We start from the raw sequence: 15,473 nt of genomic DNA on the forward strand, positions 1-15,473 counted from the left end.
CAAAAAACAATGGGTATCCACCATATCACAGCAATTGTAGGCCACCCGCAGGAAAACGTCGATTTTTATGCAAGTGTATTAGGGTTGCGTTTGGTAAAGAAAACGGTGAACTTTGGAGATAAAGTTAGGTATCATTTATATTTTGGAAATGAGCAAGGGAACCCGGGAACACTAATTACATTTTTTGCTTTGCCTGGAGCTGAGAACGGTATAGTGGGCGATGGTGAAGTTGGTGTATCTTCATACGTAGTTCCGGTAGGTGCCATGCAATTTTGGAAAAATAGACTTGAAAGCTTTAAAGTTTCGTACACTGAAACTGAACGTTTTGGTGAACAATACTTACAATTCCAAGATCCACATGGCCTTCTATTAGAAATTGTGGAACGCGAAGAAGGTGCTTCTAACAAATGGGAATTTGGAGGCGTTACTGAAGACTTTGCTATTAAAGGCCTTGGAGGGGCAACTCTATATTCCGCAAAATCAACCGAAACAGCCGACGTATTGGATAATGTGTTAGGACTTGAGTTAGTTGGCAAAGAAGGCGAATATATTCGTTTTAAATCAGCGAGTGAATTAGGGAATATCATTGATATAAAGGCAACTTCATTTGGTAAAGGCCATCAAGGACCTGGCGTTGTGCACCATATCGCTTGGCGTACTAAGGATGATGCGGAACAGTTGGAGTGGAGAAGTTTTGTCGAGGAAAATGGCTTTGAAGTGACACCAGTAAGAGATCGAAATTACTTTAAAGCAATTTACTTCAGAGAACACGGAGGCACCTTATTTGAAATTGCTACGGATCCACCTGGATTTGCACATGATGAATCATGGGAAACAATGGGTGAAAAAATAATGCTTCCAGCGCAATTTGAAGATGAAAGAGAAGAACTCGAAAGTATTTTAATCCCTGTAGAAGTTAGAGAGATAAAGTAATTGAGGAGTGAATTCATTGATTTCAATTGATCCATCGAAGAATAAGGAAAGAGATAATTACAAACTAATGATTGGCAGTATTATTCCAAGGCCGATTGCATTTGTGACATCACTGGCTGAAGATGGAACGTTGAACGGCGCTCCATTCAGTTATTTTAATATTGTATCTTCCAATCCGCCTATGGTATCAATCACTGTCCAACATATAGGGAACGAGAAAAAGGATACGGCCCGCAATATCCTTAACAAAAAAGAATTCGTTGTTCATATTGTCAATCAGGATAATGTTGAGAAAATCAATGAGACTGCAGCGAATCTTCCGTCGAATGAAAGTGAAGTCAGTACTGCTGGACTGACTCAGATACAAAGTACAATCATTGCGGTGCCCGGTGTTGAAGAAGCTAAAATCCGCATGGAATGCATATTGGAACATGTAGTTGAATTTGACGGATGTGATCTTATCATTGGTAAAATCGTTCAATTTCACATTAGTAAAGACATCTACCAGGACGGAAAAATTGATCCAAGAGGACTTGGCGCGGTAAGTCGATTAGCTGGAAGCAGCTATGCGAAGATTGGGGAAATATTCGATATTGAAAGACCGAAATGACTACTGAAAAGAAAGTTCCCGAAATAATAATGGGAGCTTTTTTTCTTTAGTTTCGATTGATATACTTCCGAAGAAATAGGACAAAGTCTAAGGTTAATTATTACTCTCACATACTATATTTGTAAAGGGGGTATATACAATGAGAAATCCAGGGGAGTTTCGTCGTGAACATCGGCGGGAGTATCGACATGAACATCACCATCATCATCACTACCATAATATGGGGCACCATATGGGCCACTATCCGGGGTATCATATGGGACATCATTTTGGCCGTCCGGTTCATTTTCAGGGAAGGCATCATATGGGCGATTTCAGACATATGGATCATCGGTACGGAAGATTCAACCGTTTTTAATGGAGGAAGAGATTTAAACAGGGCTTACAATAGTTCTGTTTATTTTTTGAAATCAGTTGTAGTAGATATACGGAAAGGCTCCCTGTATAGTTAAGTATAAAATGAGGTTCATTTGTGAGAAAGAGGTTGATCTGTTGGACAAGATTATGAAATCAAATTTCGAAAACCTAGAAGGGTCAGACAAAGAACTACAATATGAAGCTATTACTGCTATCTTAGCCGCTACTCAGAAAAAAGTAGAATGGGCTTATGAAGTTTGGGATGAATTAGTGGATTGGCTAACGGATGCCGATAATCATCGTAGATCACGTGCTGCCCAGTTTCTTGCTGGTTTGGCAATAAGCGATCCTGAAAAAAGAATACTTACTGTTTTTCCAACACTTTGGGAAGTGACGAAAGATCCGAGGTTCGTGACAGCTCGACATAGTTTGCAGGCTATTTGGCGGGTTGGCTTAGCAGGTGAAGAGCAAAAGAATCTCGTTTTGAATCATTTCATTGACCGCTTTCAAAATGGTGCAGGTGAAAAGCATTACACATTAAGACGTTTCGATATGATCCAAGGTTTGAAAGATTTGTATGATGAATTAAAAGACGAAAATATAAAACGAACGGCTCTCGAGTTGATTGAATTGGAAGAAGACCCGAAATATCGTAAAAAATATAGCGCTGTTTGGAAATGAATAAGACTTAATTTGAAAAGGGATGCTGCAGCATCCCTTTTTGTTAATTTATCCAAGTTGTAAGTTCTTTTGCATCTGTACGCTTTCTCGGAGCCGGTTCTACATCGGGATAACCTAAGTAAATGAATGCAATAATTTCTCCTTGCTCGGATAGACCAAAGAATTCAGCTACTTTTGGATTGTAGCAAATTGCGCCCGTGCGCCAAACTGCACCAAGACCGAGAGCATGAGCTGTTAATAACATATTTTGCACGCAAGCATTCACGGCTGCATATTCTTCTTTTAAAATGACATTATTTCGGTCGCTCGGTTCAATGCCTACTGCAATAATGACGGGTGAACGGAACGGATTATTTTGGCTGCGTTCTATTTTTTTCTGACTTGCTTCCGACTCTAATTCTTCTAGTTCTGATTTTGTGATTTCCCCCAGGACATCTCCTAATTTTGCACGGCCTTCACCAGATAATACGAAAAAGCGCCAAGGTTCTGTGCGGAAATGGTTAGGCGCATAGGTACCTGCCTCAATGATTTGTTCAACCAGTTCTGTTGGCACAGTTTTATCTTCCATTTTTGGGACACTTCTCCGTGTCTTGATTGCTTCAAATATGTTCAATAAATTGACCTCTTTCTATTAATAATGCTATCTATCTCTATTAAGTATAGCGATTTATAGAAAAAAATCCAAGAGTACTGAATTATAGGTTATACTTAGATGATGAAATGATTGGAAAATAATGAAAGAAGTGAAATTAATCATGTCCACAAAAACTAAATCGATTGTCGGTAATCCAGTTTATGCAGTTATGTTCGCAATCGGCGGTGTTCATTTGTGAAATTAATCATGTCCACAAAAACTAAATCGATTGTCGGTAATCCAGTTTATGCAGTTATGTTCGCAATCGGCGGTGTTCATTTATTAAATGATTCATTGCAAGCGGTTATTCCAGCAATGTTCCCGATTCTTGAAGAAAGCATGGGCTTGTCATTTACACAGCTTGGGCTAATCGCATTTGCGTTGAATATGGTTGCATCCGTTTTGCAACCAGTGGTTGGCTACATAAGTGATCGAAAACCTAGACCATATGCACTTCCAATCGGGATGACCTTTTCACTTGTTGGAATAGCCGGACTTGCTTTTGCTCCGGAATATTGGATGATTCTTGTTTTCGTGATATTACTCGGATTTGGATCTGCTGTTTTTCATCCTGAAGGGTCTCGTGTATCATTCATGGCGGCGGGCTCGAAAAGGGGACTATCGCAATCCATCTATCAAGTTGGCGGTAATTCGGGACAGGCCCTTGCGCCTCTAATCAGCGCTTTCATATTGGTTCCGCTCGGTCAAAAGGGTGCGGCGATATTTATATTGGTTGCTGGGCTTGCGATCTTTATATTGATGAAAATTTCTGCCTGGTATAAAGAACAACTAGTTCAGGAAAAGTTGAACAATCGAAAACGCGTTATTTTATCTACGATGGCGAACTTATCTAAAAAGCAGGTATGTATCGCACTTAGTTTATTATTAGTGATTATTTTTGCGCGATCATTTTATGTAATCAGCATTACAAACTTTTACATATTCCATTTACTAAAATCTTACGGGCTATCCATTTCTCAAGGGCAGTTATGCATCTTCCTATTTTTAGCGCTCGGAGCGGCGGGAACATTTTTTGGCGGTCCGATGGCAGATAAGATTGGCCGAAAAAACGTTATTGTATTATCTTTGGCATTGCCAATCCCATTTTGTATTTTGTTGCCTTACGTTCCATTATGGGCCGTCATCGTATTACTCAGCATCATTGGATTTTTCATTATGCTGAGCTTTTCGGTTACGGTGGTCTATGCGCAGGAACTTGTGCCGAGTAAAATCGGAACGATGGCTGGTTTAACTGTAGGGCTCGCTTTCGGAATGGGGGCAATCGGGTCGGTTGTGATTGGAATATTGATGGACCAAATCGGAATCTATAACACGATGATTGTTATTTCTTTCCTTCCGATTATCGGACTTGTCGGTTTAGCATTGCCGCGTGATCAGAAAATTATTGAAGCTAAATAATGATTGCTTATTTGATAATCTTTCATTATAATGAAGTGTTGTCATTTTTGTGAAAGTAGGTTGAATAAGTTGTCTCAAGATCAACGGAAAAAGTTATTAATATTAATGATAAATATGTTTATCGCTGTAGGAAGTTTTGGTATTATTATTCCAATTTTACCTGCTTATCTCCTTTCGATTGGTGAAGGGGGGAAAGCAGCTGGCCTAATGATAGCGATATTTGCAGGTGCGCAGTTAATCATGTCGCCTATTGCCGGAAGATGGGCAGATCAGTACGGTCGAAGAGTGATGATAATTGCGGGTCTTAGCGGATTAGCCATTTCGATGTTCGTATTTTATTTTTCAGATTCAATTACAGTATTGTATTTATCAAGAGTAATTGGCGGAATCGGGGCTGCACTGTTAATTCCCGCGATATTTGCCTATGTAGCCGATATTACGACGATGGATCAGCGTGCAAAAGGAAATAGTATGATTTCAGCGGCGATGTCTCTAGGAATTGTAATCGGGCCTGGAATTGGCGGATTTTTAGCGGATTTCGGTCTGAAAATGCCTTTATTGGTCTCAGCAATTGTAGGGTTGGCCGCTGTCGTTTTCTCCGCGGTCATGTTAAAAGAAAGCAGAGATGAAGAAGTTGAATTGAATGCCATGAATTCTGATCCGATGGTGAAAGAGATTATCCAATCGTTTAGTAAACCATTCATTGTGCCTCTTTTGATAACGCTCGTTATGAGTTTCGGATTGATGGCATATGAATCTGTGCTCGGATTGTTTGTTGACAATGAATTCGGCGCGTCGCCAAAAGACATTGCCATTCTCGTGACGTCGACCGGTATTGTCAGTACGATCATCCAATTGTTTGCGGTCGACCGAGTCGTGCGCCGATTTGGCGAGCCGGCAGTTTTGACTATTTTTCTTGGCATAGTTGCAGTCGGCTTTTTATTATCGATTATTGCCACGACATACGTGATGTTTTTTGCCGTTACGTTGATAATCTTTCTAGCCACATCAATGTTGCGTCCTGTATTGACGACACTTATATCCAAGTTAGCTGGAAACGAACAAGGCTTTGCAATGGGCATGAACAATGCCTATATGAGTATCGGGAATGTGTTAGGGCCAATACTTGCGGGGATATTGTTTGATTTTAATATTATTTATCCATTTATTTTGGGGTTAATCGTCCTAGCATTAACAACAATCGGTTCAATGCTATGGAAGGCTCCAAAAAATATAACCTCATAATCGACAGGCTATCCAGATAAAAATGGATGCCTGTTTTTTGTTTCTGCTGAATAAATATCTATGAAAAAGAGCGGCTATTTTAGGAAGACTAGTAAAGATAGAGGAAAAGGATTTCCGATTTAAGGTTTAAGTGCAAAAGTTCTCGGGTAGTCAAATATGAACGAATAAAAATAGGAGTCGGTTTGCTTTGGATAAGAGGTTTTGGAAGAATCCAGTTTTCTCTATATCAGCAGTAGTGATTTTAGTTTTAGTTATTCTAGGAGCAGCTATTCCAAGAAAGTTCGGAAACGTAGCTGAAAGATTGTACGGATTTACAACGATTAATTTTGGTTGGTTTTATTTACTAGCGGTTTTCATCGTGATTGTATTTCTTATCGGGCTGGCAATCAGCAAATATGGAGCTATTCGAATCGGAGGAGACAATGAAAGACCAGATTACCCATTTTTCACATGGATCGGCATGTTATTCTCAGCAGGCTTCGGCGTGGGACTTGTTTTCTGGGGTGTCGCGGAACCGATGAGCCATTATTTTACTTCGCCAATGGACGACGTAGCGCCTCAATCGGAAGAGGCTGCACGAATCGCAATGGGATATTCGTTTTTTCACTGGGGAATCTCGCAGTGGGCGATCTTTGCAATTGTCGGACTCGTAATCGGTTTTTTACAATTTCGGAAGAAAAAAGACGGACTTATTTCTACAGCTTTAGAGCCGCTAATGGGGTCTAACAAGGCAGTGAAGACAACAATCGATTCATTTTCAGTTATTGCGACTGTAATGGGGATTGCAACTTCACTCGGTCTGGGAATTTTACAGATGAGCGGCGGATTGCAATCTGTATTTAATATTGGCAATACATTCGGTGTCCAATTGATTATTGCGGTATTGGTTTTCATCGCTTATATGGCTTCCGCGACTACAGGGTTAAATAAAGGGATTCGCTATTTAGGGAATTTCAACTTAGGAATGGCGATCGCCTTATTAGTTTTTATTTTCGCGGTAGGACCTAAAGTTTTCATTTTAGATACATTTACTTTGGCGATTGGGGATTATATTACGAACTTCATTCAATACAGCTTGAGATTAGAGCCTTATCAGGGCGGCACTTGGGTACGGGATTGGACAATTTTCTATTGGGCATGGACGATTGCTTGGTCTCCATTTGTCGGCGCATTTGTTGCTCGCGTATCGAAAGGCAGGACGATACGGGAATTCATAGCAGGCGTAATGGTAATTCCGCCCGTGTTTGCTTGCATGTGGATCGCGACATTAGGTGGAACTGCTTTAAACAGCGATTTAAATAAAGGAACTAATATAGCTGAAGCAGTTGATGCGGACGTCACATCGGCTATATTTTCAACCTTTGAACATGTCCCGTTTACCGGTTTTATATCTGCACTATCCATCTTATTAATTTTTACTTTTCTTGTAACATCGGCAGATTCTGCTACTTATATATTGGCAAGCATGACGACGAAGGGAAGTTTATTTCCACCGTTAATGGTCAAGATGGTTTGGGGCATTCTAATGTCTGCAATTGCTGTTGTCCTTTTGTATGCTGGCGGTTTGGAGGCGTTGCAATCAGCTTCGCTCGTGTCTGCTCTGCCATTTACTTTATTATTAGTGCTCTTGGTTTTCTCAATGTCGAAACTTTTAAAGCGAGAACCCATTCCGGTTCGTTCCTCCGATATTAGACGTTTTACTCGCATTGAAAGGGAAGCGAAGAAAAGAGCAATTGAAAGAGATTTGAATAAAAGAATAAAATAATGAAATGCCGAGCTCCTGTTGGACTCGGCATTTTTTCAATCCTTATAAATTCTTTTTAAAGCATCTTTGAACTGTGGACGAACATTTATTTGCGGCCGGATTTCTTTTGCTTTTTGTTCAGCTTCATCGACAGAATCAGCTAATCCAAGTTCAATTAAGGTTGCTGCGGCAATTGTTCCAGCTCTTCCACGGCCTGTGTTGCAATGGAAATATACATTTTTACCGGAATTATATGCATTCATTACTTCTGTTACAGCAGCTTTAATCGACTCATCTTGATTGTCTGCCTCGTCTACTATAGGCTGGTGGACGCTGACTTCGCTGGAAAGCGGACCTTTCACCTCTGCGCGCAAATCGTAGATTACGTCAATCTTTTCGTTCTCAAGAAGTTCATCGATTGCATCAATACCTCCGATGAAAATTCGACCAGGTACGATAGCTTCATATTTTTTGTTTTTCATAAAATCACCTCTAAATTTCAGTATAGCATTCATTTATGAGATTTCACGCAGTAGACGTCAAGGTTTGGCAATTCCAGACAATTTAACTGACCGCCGAAAACCGCGCCGCCATCGATTCCGATGATTCGATTATTTCCAAAAAAGATTGAGTGCTTGCCATGTAAATGCTTTGTCGGTGTATGCCCAAAAACGATTGTCTTTTGGCCAGAATATGTGCTGTAAAATTCTTCACGAATCCACATCAATGTATAAGGATCTGTTTCTTCGAGCGCTAGGTTTGGACGGACTCCAGCATGAACAAATATGTATTCTTCCAGCTCAATGTAATGTTCAAGATTTTGAATGAAATCGAGATGCCTAGCAAGCGTTACACAGCGAAGCTTTGGTTTAATAAATTCTTTTTCATCTGGAACTAGAAACTCACTAGGAGTAAATCCGTAGCTTTCTAATGTTGTGCGTCCGCCATTTCGATTGACCCAGTTTTTCCAAGGACGCTCTTCATCGGTTGTCAGTGCTTTGATCATCATATCTTCATGATTCCCTTTAAGAACAAATGCTCCTTCTGATTCCAATTCGATCACTTTATCCAAGACTTTTTTCGAATTTGGTCCCCGGTCTACATAATCGCCTAAAAGAATTAGTTGATCATGAGATGAATCATAGTTTACATCGGATAATAATCGTTCAAATAACTCTATTTCTCCGTGGATATCGCTTATTGCAAGTATGCGTTTCATCTAATGGCAACGTCCTTTCGGGTAGCAGTTCTTGTGACTCTACGGTACAACAATGATAAACTAATGTAAACATGCGGAAAGTGAGAGGTGAATTTTATGTGCGGTCGATTTACTTTATTCGCCCCGTATTATGATATTGTCGAACGGTTTTATATCGAGTCGGCGTTCGAGGAAGGCGATTATGTGCCAAGTTATAACATCGCGCCTTCGCAACAAGTGGTCGCCATCGTTAATGACGGCGAGAAAAACAGGCTGGGCCATTTACGCTGGGGGTTAATACCGCCATGGGCGAAAGACGAAAAGATTGGCTATAAAATGATCAACGCTAGAGCAGAAACTGTTTCAGAGAGACCGAGTTATAAAAACGCATTTAAAAAGAAAAGATGCATTATCCCAGCGGACTCTTTTTACGAATGGAAAAATACAGAAAATGGAAAAGTTCCGATGCGCTTTAAATTAAAGTCAAATGGAATATTTGCTTTGGCAGGCTTATGGGAATCATGGAAATCACCGGAAGGCAAAACGATTCATACATGCACAGTCATTACGACACAGCCTAATGAGCTTGTGAAGCCGGTCCATAATAGGATGCCAGTCATTCTCAGGCCTGAGGATGAAGCAACGTGGTTATCTCCGAATTTAGAAGATTTAGATTTCCTGGGCAATTTACTTGTGCCGTTCGATGAGGAGAAAATGGATGCTTATCCAGTTTCATCTTCCGTTAATTCGCCGAAAAATAATGATGAATCACTTATAATTAAAGTCAAATAAAGGATAGGGGGATTCGATTGTTAGTCGATTTACTAGAGAAATCAAAATATATTGTAGTGTATACGGGTGCAGGCATGTCCACCGAAAGCGGGCTGCCAGATTTTCGTTCCGCCAACACAGGACTTTGGGAAAAGGAAGATCCGGCACTTATTGCAAGTACGGAAGCTTTGAATCGCGACGTGGAAAAATTCTTCCAATTCTATCGTAAACGCGTACTCGGCGTGAAAGATTGCAAGCCGCATAATGGACATGACATTTTAGCGAAATGGGAAAAAGATGGGTTAATCAAAAGTATCATAACGCAAAATGTGGATGGTTTTCATTCGGAAGCAGGATCTAAAAACGTCATGGAACTTCACGGGACACTGCAAAAAGTGCATTGCGAGACGTGTAAAAAAGAGTACGGAAATGAGATGTATGAGTCTGAAAGCTTCTATTGTGAATGCGGAGGTAAATTACGACCTTCTATTGTGTTATTTGGCGAAGGGCTTCCGGAAGAAACATTTATGCGAGCGGTCCAAGAAAGTGAAAAAGCGGACCTCTTTATTGTACTGGGATCTTCGTTGACAGTTACACCAGCAAATCAATTTCCGTTAATTGCAAAAGAGAACGGCGCAAAACTATTAATCGTCAATATGGAACCGACCCATTTCGACGAATTGGCGGATGTTGTTATTAATGATCGGAAAATCGGAGAATTTCTTGCTGAAATCGATAGCCATTTAGTGGGAAAATAATTATTTGTGTAAATGAAAACGGATATCCTTTACATACCTAGTGATATCCGACATACAAAGCATAATATATATTCGCATAAGAGGACTAATTTTACAGTGAAATTCTTGCATTTCCATTAAAAATCAGGTGAATGCCATCATTGTATCTAACGGACTATTGGGTTTTCTAATATCCGCAACATCTAAAATAGGAATCGGGAAATATGGAAAACCCCAGTAATAAGGTGTGATTTCATAGAGTTGGAAATAGATGACAAGGGATGTATCGGCAATATAGAAATCTTGGTCAGGACGAATGGTTTTGAATTCATCGAGCAATTGAATTTTCCATTTCTTGATATCTACTTTAATAATCGCAGATAACTGTTCTACATAATTGCTGCCATCTTTAAACAACTCTTTTAACGTATATTGTTTTCCTGTGGCTGTGTCGAATGTCAGCGATTTAATAATTGTCATGCCATGCGCGCCGCCAGTAAAGGAATAAACAATCAAATTTAAACTGAGAATGCCGCGCTGATTGTTTTTGATTTCATAATAGGCTGCCATTTCGACGAGTTCAGGTTTATAGTAGCTTTGCTCAATGAGGATTTCATTCAATAAAGTCATGATTGAATGGTTAATTTTTGCTTGGACATCGGTGTTTTTTAAATTAGTGACTGCGGGAAAATAGACGTTCACTTTAGGTGAATTATGAGGAATTTTTTTAGTGATAATTCGAACAGGAAATTTCAATAAAAACATCCTTTCGGTCGTGAGTTATAAAGGATTATATGTTGAACCAGGTAAATCAGAACTTGAGAGGGAACGGGGGACCTTTTTGATGGTTACATTAGAAGAAGTTAAGAAAGCCCAGCTTGGAAATAAAGACTTTGTGCATTACACGCCAATCCTGACTTCGGCACAATTAGATGATCTATGTGGAAATCGCGTCTTCTTGAAAGCGGAGCATTTGCAAAAAACCGGTTCATTTAAAATACGGGGGGCCGCTAATAAGGTTCAGCAAGCCGTGAAAGAGGGGGCGAAATATATAACCGCGGCGTCGTCTGGAAATCACGGGCAGGCAGTTGCATATATGGCAAATAAATTAGGTGTTCCAGCGACCATCGTCGTTCCCGAAGATGCAAATCCTGTGAAAATCGCAGCGATTGAAGCGTACAATGGGAAAATCGTGAAATGCGGAACAACTTCAGCTGAACGGATTCCAAAAGCGATGGAAATAGCGGAACAAAATGACGGTGTCTTTATTCCGCCGTATGATGATCCGTATATAATTGCGGGACAGGGAACGTTGGGGATTGAAATACTAGAACAAGTTCCAAATGCTGAAATTATCGTCGTGCCAGTTGGCGGCGGGGGATTGATAAGCGGCATTTTAACTGCGGTGAAACAACTAAATCCGATGATAAAAGTCATCGGAGTGGAACCGGACACTGCTAACGATACGTTTTTATCTTTACAAACGGGTGAGATTACGGCGATTCCGGCGACGTCAACCATTGCAGACGGACTTCGGACATCGCAGCCGGGAGATTTGACGTTTCCAATACTAAAAGAATATCTAGATGATCTCGTACTTGTTTCAGAGGGTGAGATAAGAGATGCTCTTCATTTTATTGTAGAACGAACAAAACAGGTCATTGAACCATCTAGCGCGGTAACAATCGCAGCGATTCTTTCGGAGAAATTGGATGTTGAAGGGAAACATATTGTTGCTGTTTTATCTGGCGGGAATGTTGATTTGAGGCAGATGGATGAGTTTTTATCAATGAAATAAAAAAATGGAAGAATCCTATATTGTAGTAGGATTCTTCCATTTCTTATTTTCCTGTAGTTGCAAACTCTTGAATACGCTTTTCTATCTCATCACGCACTCTTTGGAACACTGCCCATTTTTCCTCTTCAGTGCCGACTGCACGAGCGGGATCGTCGAAGCCCCAATGCCAGCGGGTGATATGCGCTGGGGTTACAGGGCAGTTGTCGTCTGCGTCGCCGCAAAGTGTAATCACATAATCCGCTTTATTAAGAATTTCTTGATCAATCAAATCCGAAGTTTGTCCACTTATGTCGACGCCTACCTCGTTCATTGCTTTAACAGCTTTCGGATTAAGCCCATGTGCTTCGATTCCGGCTGAATACACATCGAATGATTCGCCTAAAATTTGTTTGCCGAACCCTTCCGCGATTTGACTGCGACATGAATTTCCAGTGCATAAGAAATAAAGTGTTTTTTTGTTCATGATTTTGCTTCCTCTCTTAGTTTAAAATTTGCAGCCATAAATATAGGCCTGTAAGTGTGATGAATAATGTTGGAATCGTTAAGACAATCCCAACTTTGAAATAGTACCCCCATGATATTTTGACACCTTTTGTGTTCAATACATGGAGCCATAGAAGTGTGGCAAGGGAACCGATCGGCGTCATTTTTGGACCAAGATCCGAACCGATGACATTAGCGTAAATAAGCAGTTCTCGAACTTGTTCAGGTACATTCGCGTCACTTATCGCAAGCGCATCGATCATAACTGTCGGCATATTGTTCATAAATGACGACAAGAATGCGGCGATGAAGCCCATCCCGATTGTTGCGGCGTATAAGCCGTGGCTCGCTGTCCATTCGATTAAACTCGTAAGAATGGATGTCAGCCCTGCGTTTCGAAGTCCGTAGACGACAACATACATACCGATGGAAAAGAAAACAATCGCCCAAGGTGCACCTTTCAATATTGTGACAGTTTGAACAGCATGACTTTTTCGTGCAATGAAAAGAAAGATGATTGCAACTGCTCCAGCGATGAATGATACAGGTACGGCTATCGTTTCACTTAGGAAATAACCAATAAGTAAAATTCCGAGAACGAACCATGAAATCCTAAATAATTTCACATCTTTCAATGCATCTGCTGGATTTTTTAACAGTTTTTCATCAAAATGTTTTGGTATTGATTTGCCGAAATATAAATACAAGACGAGCATACTCGCAGCGAGGCTGAATAAGTTCGGTACAATCATTCGAACTGCATATTGAGTAAAACCGATTCCAAAGAAATCTGCAGATACGATATTCACAAGGTTGCTGATGACAAATGGTAACGAAGTTGTATCCGCGATAAAACCCGAAGCCATTATGAAAGGCAGTACCATTTTATCTTTGAAATCAAGTGCCCGGACCATCGCAAGCACGATGGGTGTCAGAATTAACGCGGCACCGTCATTCGCGAATAAAGCAGATACAACTGCACCTAACAGCGTAACCAAGAAAAACATCCTTAACCCGCTACCTTTTGCGAAACGCGCCATATGGAGTGCAGCCCATTCGAAAAATCCTATTTCATCAAGGATAAGCGAAATAATGATGAGTGCAACGAAAGTCAAAGTAGCGTTCCAAACAATTCCGGTAACGTCCCATACATCATTCAAGCTAACGACACCTGCGAGGAGTGCGATACAAGCACCGGCAATCGCAGACCATCCAATCGACAATCCTCGAGGCTGCCAAATCACAAAGATTAGTGTAATAATAAAGATAAGTGCAGCAAACATAACTGACATTAGCGCTCCTCCGTTTCATTGGTGCAGGGGTGTTTGAGTAATTCTAACGTCGGGAGAAGACTGAGAAGATGCAATAATATCGGATATTGCGGGTGTTTCGCATTAAGTGACCAATACGTCCATCTGCCTCGTTTTTCATCCAATACGATATTTTCCTCTTTGAGTCTGCGCATATGCTGACTAATAGCGGGTTGCGACATGTCGAGTGTTTCGATTAGATCGCAAATACAGAGTGGACCGTCGATGATAAACTTTAAAATCTTCAAACGAGTTCCTTCGCCAATTGCTTTCAAATAATTTTCGAGTTCGGAATGATTCATAAGCAACTCCTTATATATATAATTAGTTTATGTTTATTACATTGATAACTATATAAGTGGTTGCTTATACAGTCAAGAGATTTTTCTTGCTTAATGAATAAAACACACCATTGTTGAATAAATGGTGTCGAATGACATGCCACACATTTCGGTGTACTATTGACTAAAGGGTTTATCGATAGGAGGTTTCGAAATGTCGAAGAAAAAAGATTACGAGGAACTATTGAAAACAATGGATTCCGAGAAAGTCATTCAAAATATGGACAACCATTATTCTGATAATCGATTCTGGAGTAAATTAAAGAAATTTGGAAAACAAGCGGGGGAAAAGACAGTTTATTATTGCTTGCTTCTGTATTACATGGCCAAAGATCCAGCAGTTCCGAAATCATCGAAAATGATTATTGTCGGGGCGCTAAGCTATCTCATCTTTCCAGTAGACCTCATTCCGGACTTCATACCTGCAGTAGGTCTAGCAGACGACGCGACTGTGATTGCAACAGCCGTTTATAAAGTTGTTTCGCATATTGATGATGATATTAAAAATAAAGCTAAACAGAAATTAGAAGGATTTTTCAAGGATACATCAAATATAGAAATTTAAAAAGCTTTCGCCGGGTTTGAACCTGCGAAAGCTTTTTTATTTTGAATAAACCTGTCAGTTGAGCTTATTAAAAATGGAACGCAACGAGTCCATTAATTAAAATGATAGTGTAAAAAGGTCTTCATGAAAATTTGTAGAATAAACTATAGTACGGGACAGGAGGAATGATATGAGGAAGTATCTATTAATCATCTTAAGTAGTTTATTTTTAGTTTCCTGCAATGATGAAAAAGCTTTTATAGGTGATACACCAGATGAAGCGATAGAAAAATTAGAAACAGTTTTTGTCCAAAATATGAAGGACATTCAATTGGTAGATATAAATAACGAACAAAAGATTTCTATTTTCAGAGCAACTGCTTTGAATGAAAACGAACTCGAATATTATGCAGCGTATATTGAAAAGAAAGGAAAGAAATGGGGTGTTTTAGAAGCCTTTGGTGTAGGAAACCCAACCACTACTTCGAGTTTAAGTTCTGGTGGGAATTTTCTTGAAGCAGGGTTTATCCGCACTACAAATACTTCCTCTACACCTCAATTCATTAATGGACAATATATCTTCAAATTACCTAATAATCAGGATTCATTATGGGTGGAAGTATTGGATTAGTGCAATATCGAACTAACAATCGGCGGGGAAGAATTTG

19 protein-coding genes are annotated in these 15,473 nt (G+C 40.0%); 12 read left to right on the forward strand and 7 right to left on the reverse strand.

Going from position 1 to position 15,473, the window contains the following annotated elements:
* Window positions 1-9 precede the first annotated feature (9 nt).
* From G8782_RS10795 to G8782_RS10810, 4 genes are all read left to right on the forward strand, one after another.
* Window positions 10-933: a ring-cleaving dioxygenase gene (locus tag G8782_RS10795; RefSeq protein WP_172370976.1), complete on the forward strand. Its 924-nt coding sequence runs from the start codon at window positions 10-12 to the stop codon at window positions 931-933.
* Window positions 934-949: 16 nt separating this feature from the next.
* The gene (locus G8782_RS10800; RefSeq protein ID WP_172370977.1) at window positions 950-1,543 is read left to right on the forward strand and encodes a flavin reductase family protein; all 594 of its coding nucleotides are present in this window, start codon (window positions 950-952) and stop codon (window positions 1,541-1,543) included.
* 139 nt (window positions 1,544-1,682) lie between these two features.
* The gene (locus G8782_RS10805; RefSeq protein ID WP_172370978.1) at window positions 1,683-1,901 is read left to right on the forward strand and encodes a hypothetical protein; all 219 of its coding nucleotides are present in this window, start codon (window positions 1,683-1,685) and stop codon (window positions 1,899-1,901) included.
* Between the two features lie 134 nt (window positions 1,902-2,035).
* Complete coding sequence (locus G8782_RS10810) at window positions 2,036-2,581, forward strand: hypothetical protein (RefSeq protein WP_172370979.1); 546 nt, start codon at window positions 2,036-2,038, stop codon at window positions 2,579-2,581.
* Window positions 2,582-2,624: 43 nt separating this feature from the next.
* Here G8782_RS10810 and G8782_RS10815 read toward each other — a convergent pair whose 3' ends face one another.
* Complete coding sequence (locus G8782_RS10815; protein WP_172370980.1) at window positions 2,625-3,194, reverse strand: nitroreductase family protein; 570 nt, start codon at window positions 3,192-3,194, stop codon at window positions 2,625-2,627.
* A 228-nt stretch (window positions 3,195-3,422) separates the two neighbouring features.
* On the opposite strand from G8782_RS10815, the gene G8782_RS10820 reads away from it, so the two are divergent.
* From G8782_RS10820 to G8782_RS10830, 3 genes are all read left to right on the forward strand, one after another.
* Window positions 3,423-4,634 carry an MFS transporter gene (locus tag G8782_RS10820; RefSeq protein ID WP_172371214.1) on the forward strand — a complete coding sequence of 404 codons (1,212 nt, stop codon included), beginning with the start codon at window positions 3,423-3,425 and terminating at the stop codon, window positions 4,632-4,634.
* A gap of 69 nt (window positions 4,635-4,703) precedes the next feature.
* Entirely contained in the window at window positions 4,704-5,879 is a 1,176-nt protein-coding gene (locus G8782_RS10825) for an MFS transporter (protein WP_172370981.1), read from the forward strand.
* 187 nt (window positions 5,880-6,066) lie between these two features.
* Window positions 6,067-7,644 (forward strand): BCCT family transporter, encoded by a 1,578-nt coding sequence (locus G8782_RS10830; protein WP_172370982.1) that lies wholly within the window; start codon window positions 6,067-6,069, stop codon window positions 7,642-7,644.
* Window positions 7,645-7,679: 35 nt separating this feature from the next.
* On the opposite strand, the gene G8782_RS10835 is transcribed toward G8782_RS10830, so the two are convergent.
* Window positions 7,680-8,105 (reverse strand): protein-tyrosine phosphatase family protein, encoded by a 426-nt coding sequence (locus G8782_RS10835; protein ID WP_172370983.1) that lies wholly within the window; start codon window positions 8,103-8,105, stop codon window positions 7,680-7,682.
* 29 nt (window positions 8,106-8,134) lie between these two features.
* Window positions 8,135-8,842 carry a metallophosphoesterase family protein gene (locus G8782_RS10840; RefSeq protein ID WP_172370984.1) on the reverse strand — a complete coding sequence of 236 codons (708 nt, stop codon included), beginning with the start codon at window positions 8,840-8,842 and terminating at the stop codon, window positions 8,135-8,137.
* 96 nt (window positions 8,843-8,938) lie between these two features.
* Here G8782_RS10840 and G8782_RS10845 point away from each other — a divergent pair, with 96 nt between their 5' ends.
* Window positions 8,939-9,613 (forward strand): SOS response-associated peptidase, encoded by a 675-nt coding sequence (locus G8782_RS10845; protein ID WP_172370986.1) that lies wholly within the window; start codon window positions 8,939-8,941, stop codon window positions 9,611-9,613.
* A 17-nt stretch (window positions 9,614-9,630) separates the two neighbouring features.
* Window positions 9,631-10,350 (forward strand): NAD-dependent protein deacylase, encoded by a 720-nt coding sequence (locus G8782_RS10850; protein WP_172370988.1) that lies wholly within the window; start codon window positions 9,631-9,633, stop codon window positions 10,348-10,350.
* A gap of 123 nt (window positions 10,351-10,473) precedes the next feature.
* Here the strand turns inward: G8782_RS10850 and G8782_RS10855 are convergent, their stop codons facing one another.
* A complete protein-coding gene (locus G8782_RS10855; RefSeq protein WP_425505488.1) occupies window positions 10,474-11,085 on the reverse strand; it encodes a DUF3298 and DUF4163 domain-containing protein in 612 nt (203 codons plus the stop codon).
* Between the two features lie 88 nt (window positions 11,086-11,173).
* Between G8782_RS10855 and G8782_RS10860 the strand changes: the two genes are divergently transcribed.
* The gene (locus G8782_RS10860) at window positions 11,174-12,127 is read left to right on the forward strand and encodes a threonine ammonia-lyase (RefSeq protein WP_172370992.1); all 954 of its coding nucleotides are present in this window, start codon (window positions 11,174-11,176) and stop codon (window positions 12,125-12,127) included.
* Window positions 12,128-12,170: 43 nt separating this feature from the next.
* Here the strand turns inward: G8782_RS10860 and arsC are convergent, their stop codons facing one another.
* The 3 genes from arsC to G8782_RS10875 are packed head-to-tail and all read right to left on the reverse strand — an operon-like array spanning window position 12,171 to window position 14,222.
* Window positions 12,171-12,590 carry an arsenate reductase (thioredoxin) gene (gene arsC, locus G8782_RS10865; RefSeq protein WP_172370994.1) on the reverse strand — a complete coding sequence of 140 codons (420 nt, stop codon included), beginning with the start codon at window positions 12,588-12,590 and terminating at the stop codon, window positions 12,171-12,173.
* Window positions 12,591-12,606: 16 nt separating this feature from the next.
* A complete protein-coding gene (locus G8782_RS10870; RefSeq protein WP_172370995.1) occupies window positions 12,607-13,902 on the reverse strand; it encodes an arsenic transporter in 1,296 nt (431 codons plus the stop codon).
* Window positions 13,902-14,222: an ArsR/SmtB family transcription factor gene (locus tag G8782_RS10875; RefSeq protein ID WP_172370997.1), complete on the reverse strand. Its 321-nt coding sequence runs from the start codon at window positions 14,220-14,222 to the stop codon at window positions 13,902-13,904. Before G8782_RS10875 ends, G8782_RS10870 begins: the two co-directional genes overlap by 1 nt.
* A gap of 193 nt (window positions 14,223-14,415) precedes the next feature.
* Between G8782_RS10875 and G8782_RS10880 the strand changes: the two genes are divergently transcribed.
* Both G8782_RS10880 and G8782_RS10885 read left to right on the forward strand, forming a co-directional pair.
* Window positions 14,416-14,826, forward strand: a complete 411-nt coding sequence (locus G8782_RS10880) for a YkvA family protein (RefSeq protein WP_172370999.1) — start codon at window positions 14,416-14,418, stop codon at window positions 14,824-14,826.
* Window positions 14,827-14,995: 169 nt separating this feature from the next.
* Window positions 14,996-15,436: a hypothetical protein gene (locus G8782_RS10885; protein ID WP_172371001.1), complete on the forward strand. Its 441-nt coding sequence runs from the start codon at window positions 14,996-14,998 to the stop codon at window positions 15,434-15,436.
* The last annotated feature ends 37 nt before the right edge of the window (window positions 15,437-15,473 follow it).

This window comes from Sporosarcina jiandibaonis (assembly GCF_013184495.1).
Taxonomy (GTDB): domain Bacteria; phylum Bacillota; class Bacilli; order Bacillales_A; family Planococcaceae; genus Sporosarcina; species Sporosarcina jiandibaonis.

Bases quoted from the DNA above. Each gene is read 5' to 3' on its own strand.
- G8782_RS10795 (WP_172370976.1), top strand. From the start codon at position 10: ATGGGTATCCACCATATCACAGCAATTGTAGGCCACCCGCAGGAAAAC.
- G8782_RS10805 (WP_172370978.1), top strand. From the start codon at position 1,683: ATGAGAAATCCAGGGGAGTTTCGTCGTGAACATCGGCGGGAGTATCGA.
- G8782_RS10820 (WP_172371214.1), top strand. From the start codon at position 3,423: ATGTCCACAAAAACTAAATCGATTGTCGGTAATCCAGTTTATGCAGTT.
- G8782_RS10835 (WP_172370983.1), bottom strand. From the start codon at position 8,105: ATGAAAAACAAAAAATATGAAGCTATCGTACCTGGTCGAATTTTCATC.
- G8782_RS10840 (WP_172370984.1), bottom strand. From the start codon at position 8,842: ATGAAACGCATACTTGCAATAAGCGATATCCACGGAGAAATAGAGTTA.
- G8782_RS10845 (WP_172370986.1), top strand. From the start codon at position 8,939: ATGTGCGGTCGATTTACTTTATTCGCCCCGTATTATGATATTGTCGAA.
- G8782_RS10860 (WP_172370992.1), top strand. From the start codon at position 11,174: ATGGTTACATTAGAAGAAGTTAAGAAAGCCCAGCTTGGAAATAAAGAC.
- arsC (WP_172370994.1), bottom strand. From the start codon at position 12,590: ATGAACAAAAAAACACTTTATTTCTTATGCACTGGAAATTCATGTCGC.
- G8782_RS10870 (WP_172370995.1), bottom strand. From the start codon at position 13,902: ATGTCAGTTATGTTTGCTGCACTTATCTTTATTATTACACTAATCTTT.
- G8782_RS10875 (WP_172370997.1), bottom strand. From the start codon at position 14,222: ATGAATCATTCCGAACTCGAAAATTATTTGAAAGCAATTGGCGAAGGA.
- G8782_RS10880 (WP_172370999.1), top strand. From the start codon at position 14,416: ATGTCGAAGAAAAAAGATTACGAGGAACTATTGAAAACAATGGATTCC.
- G8782_RS10885 (WP_172371001.1), top strand. From the start codon at position 14,996: ATGAGGAAGTATCTATTAATCATCTTAAGTAGTTTATTTTTAGTTTCC.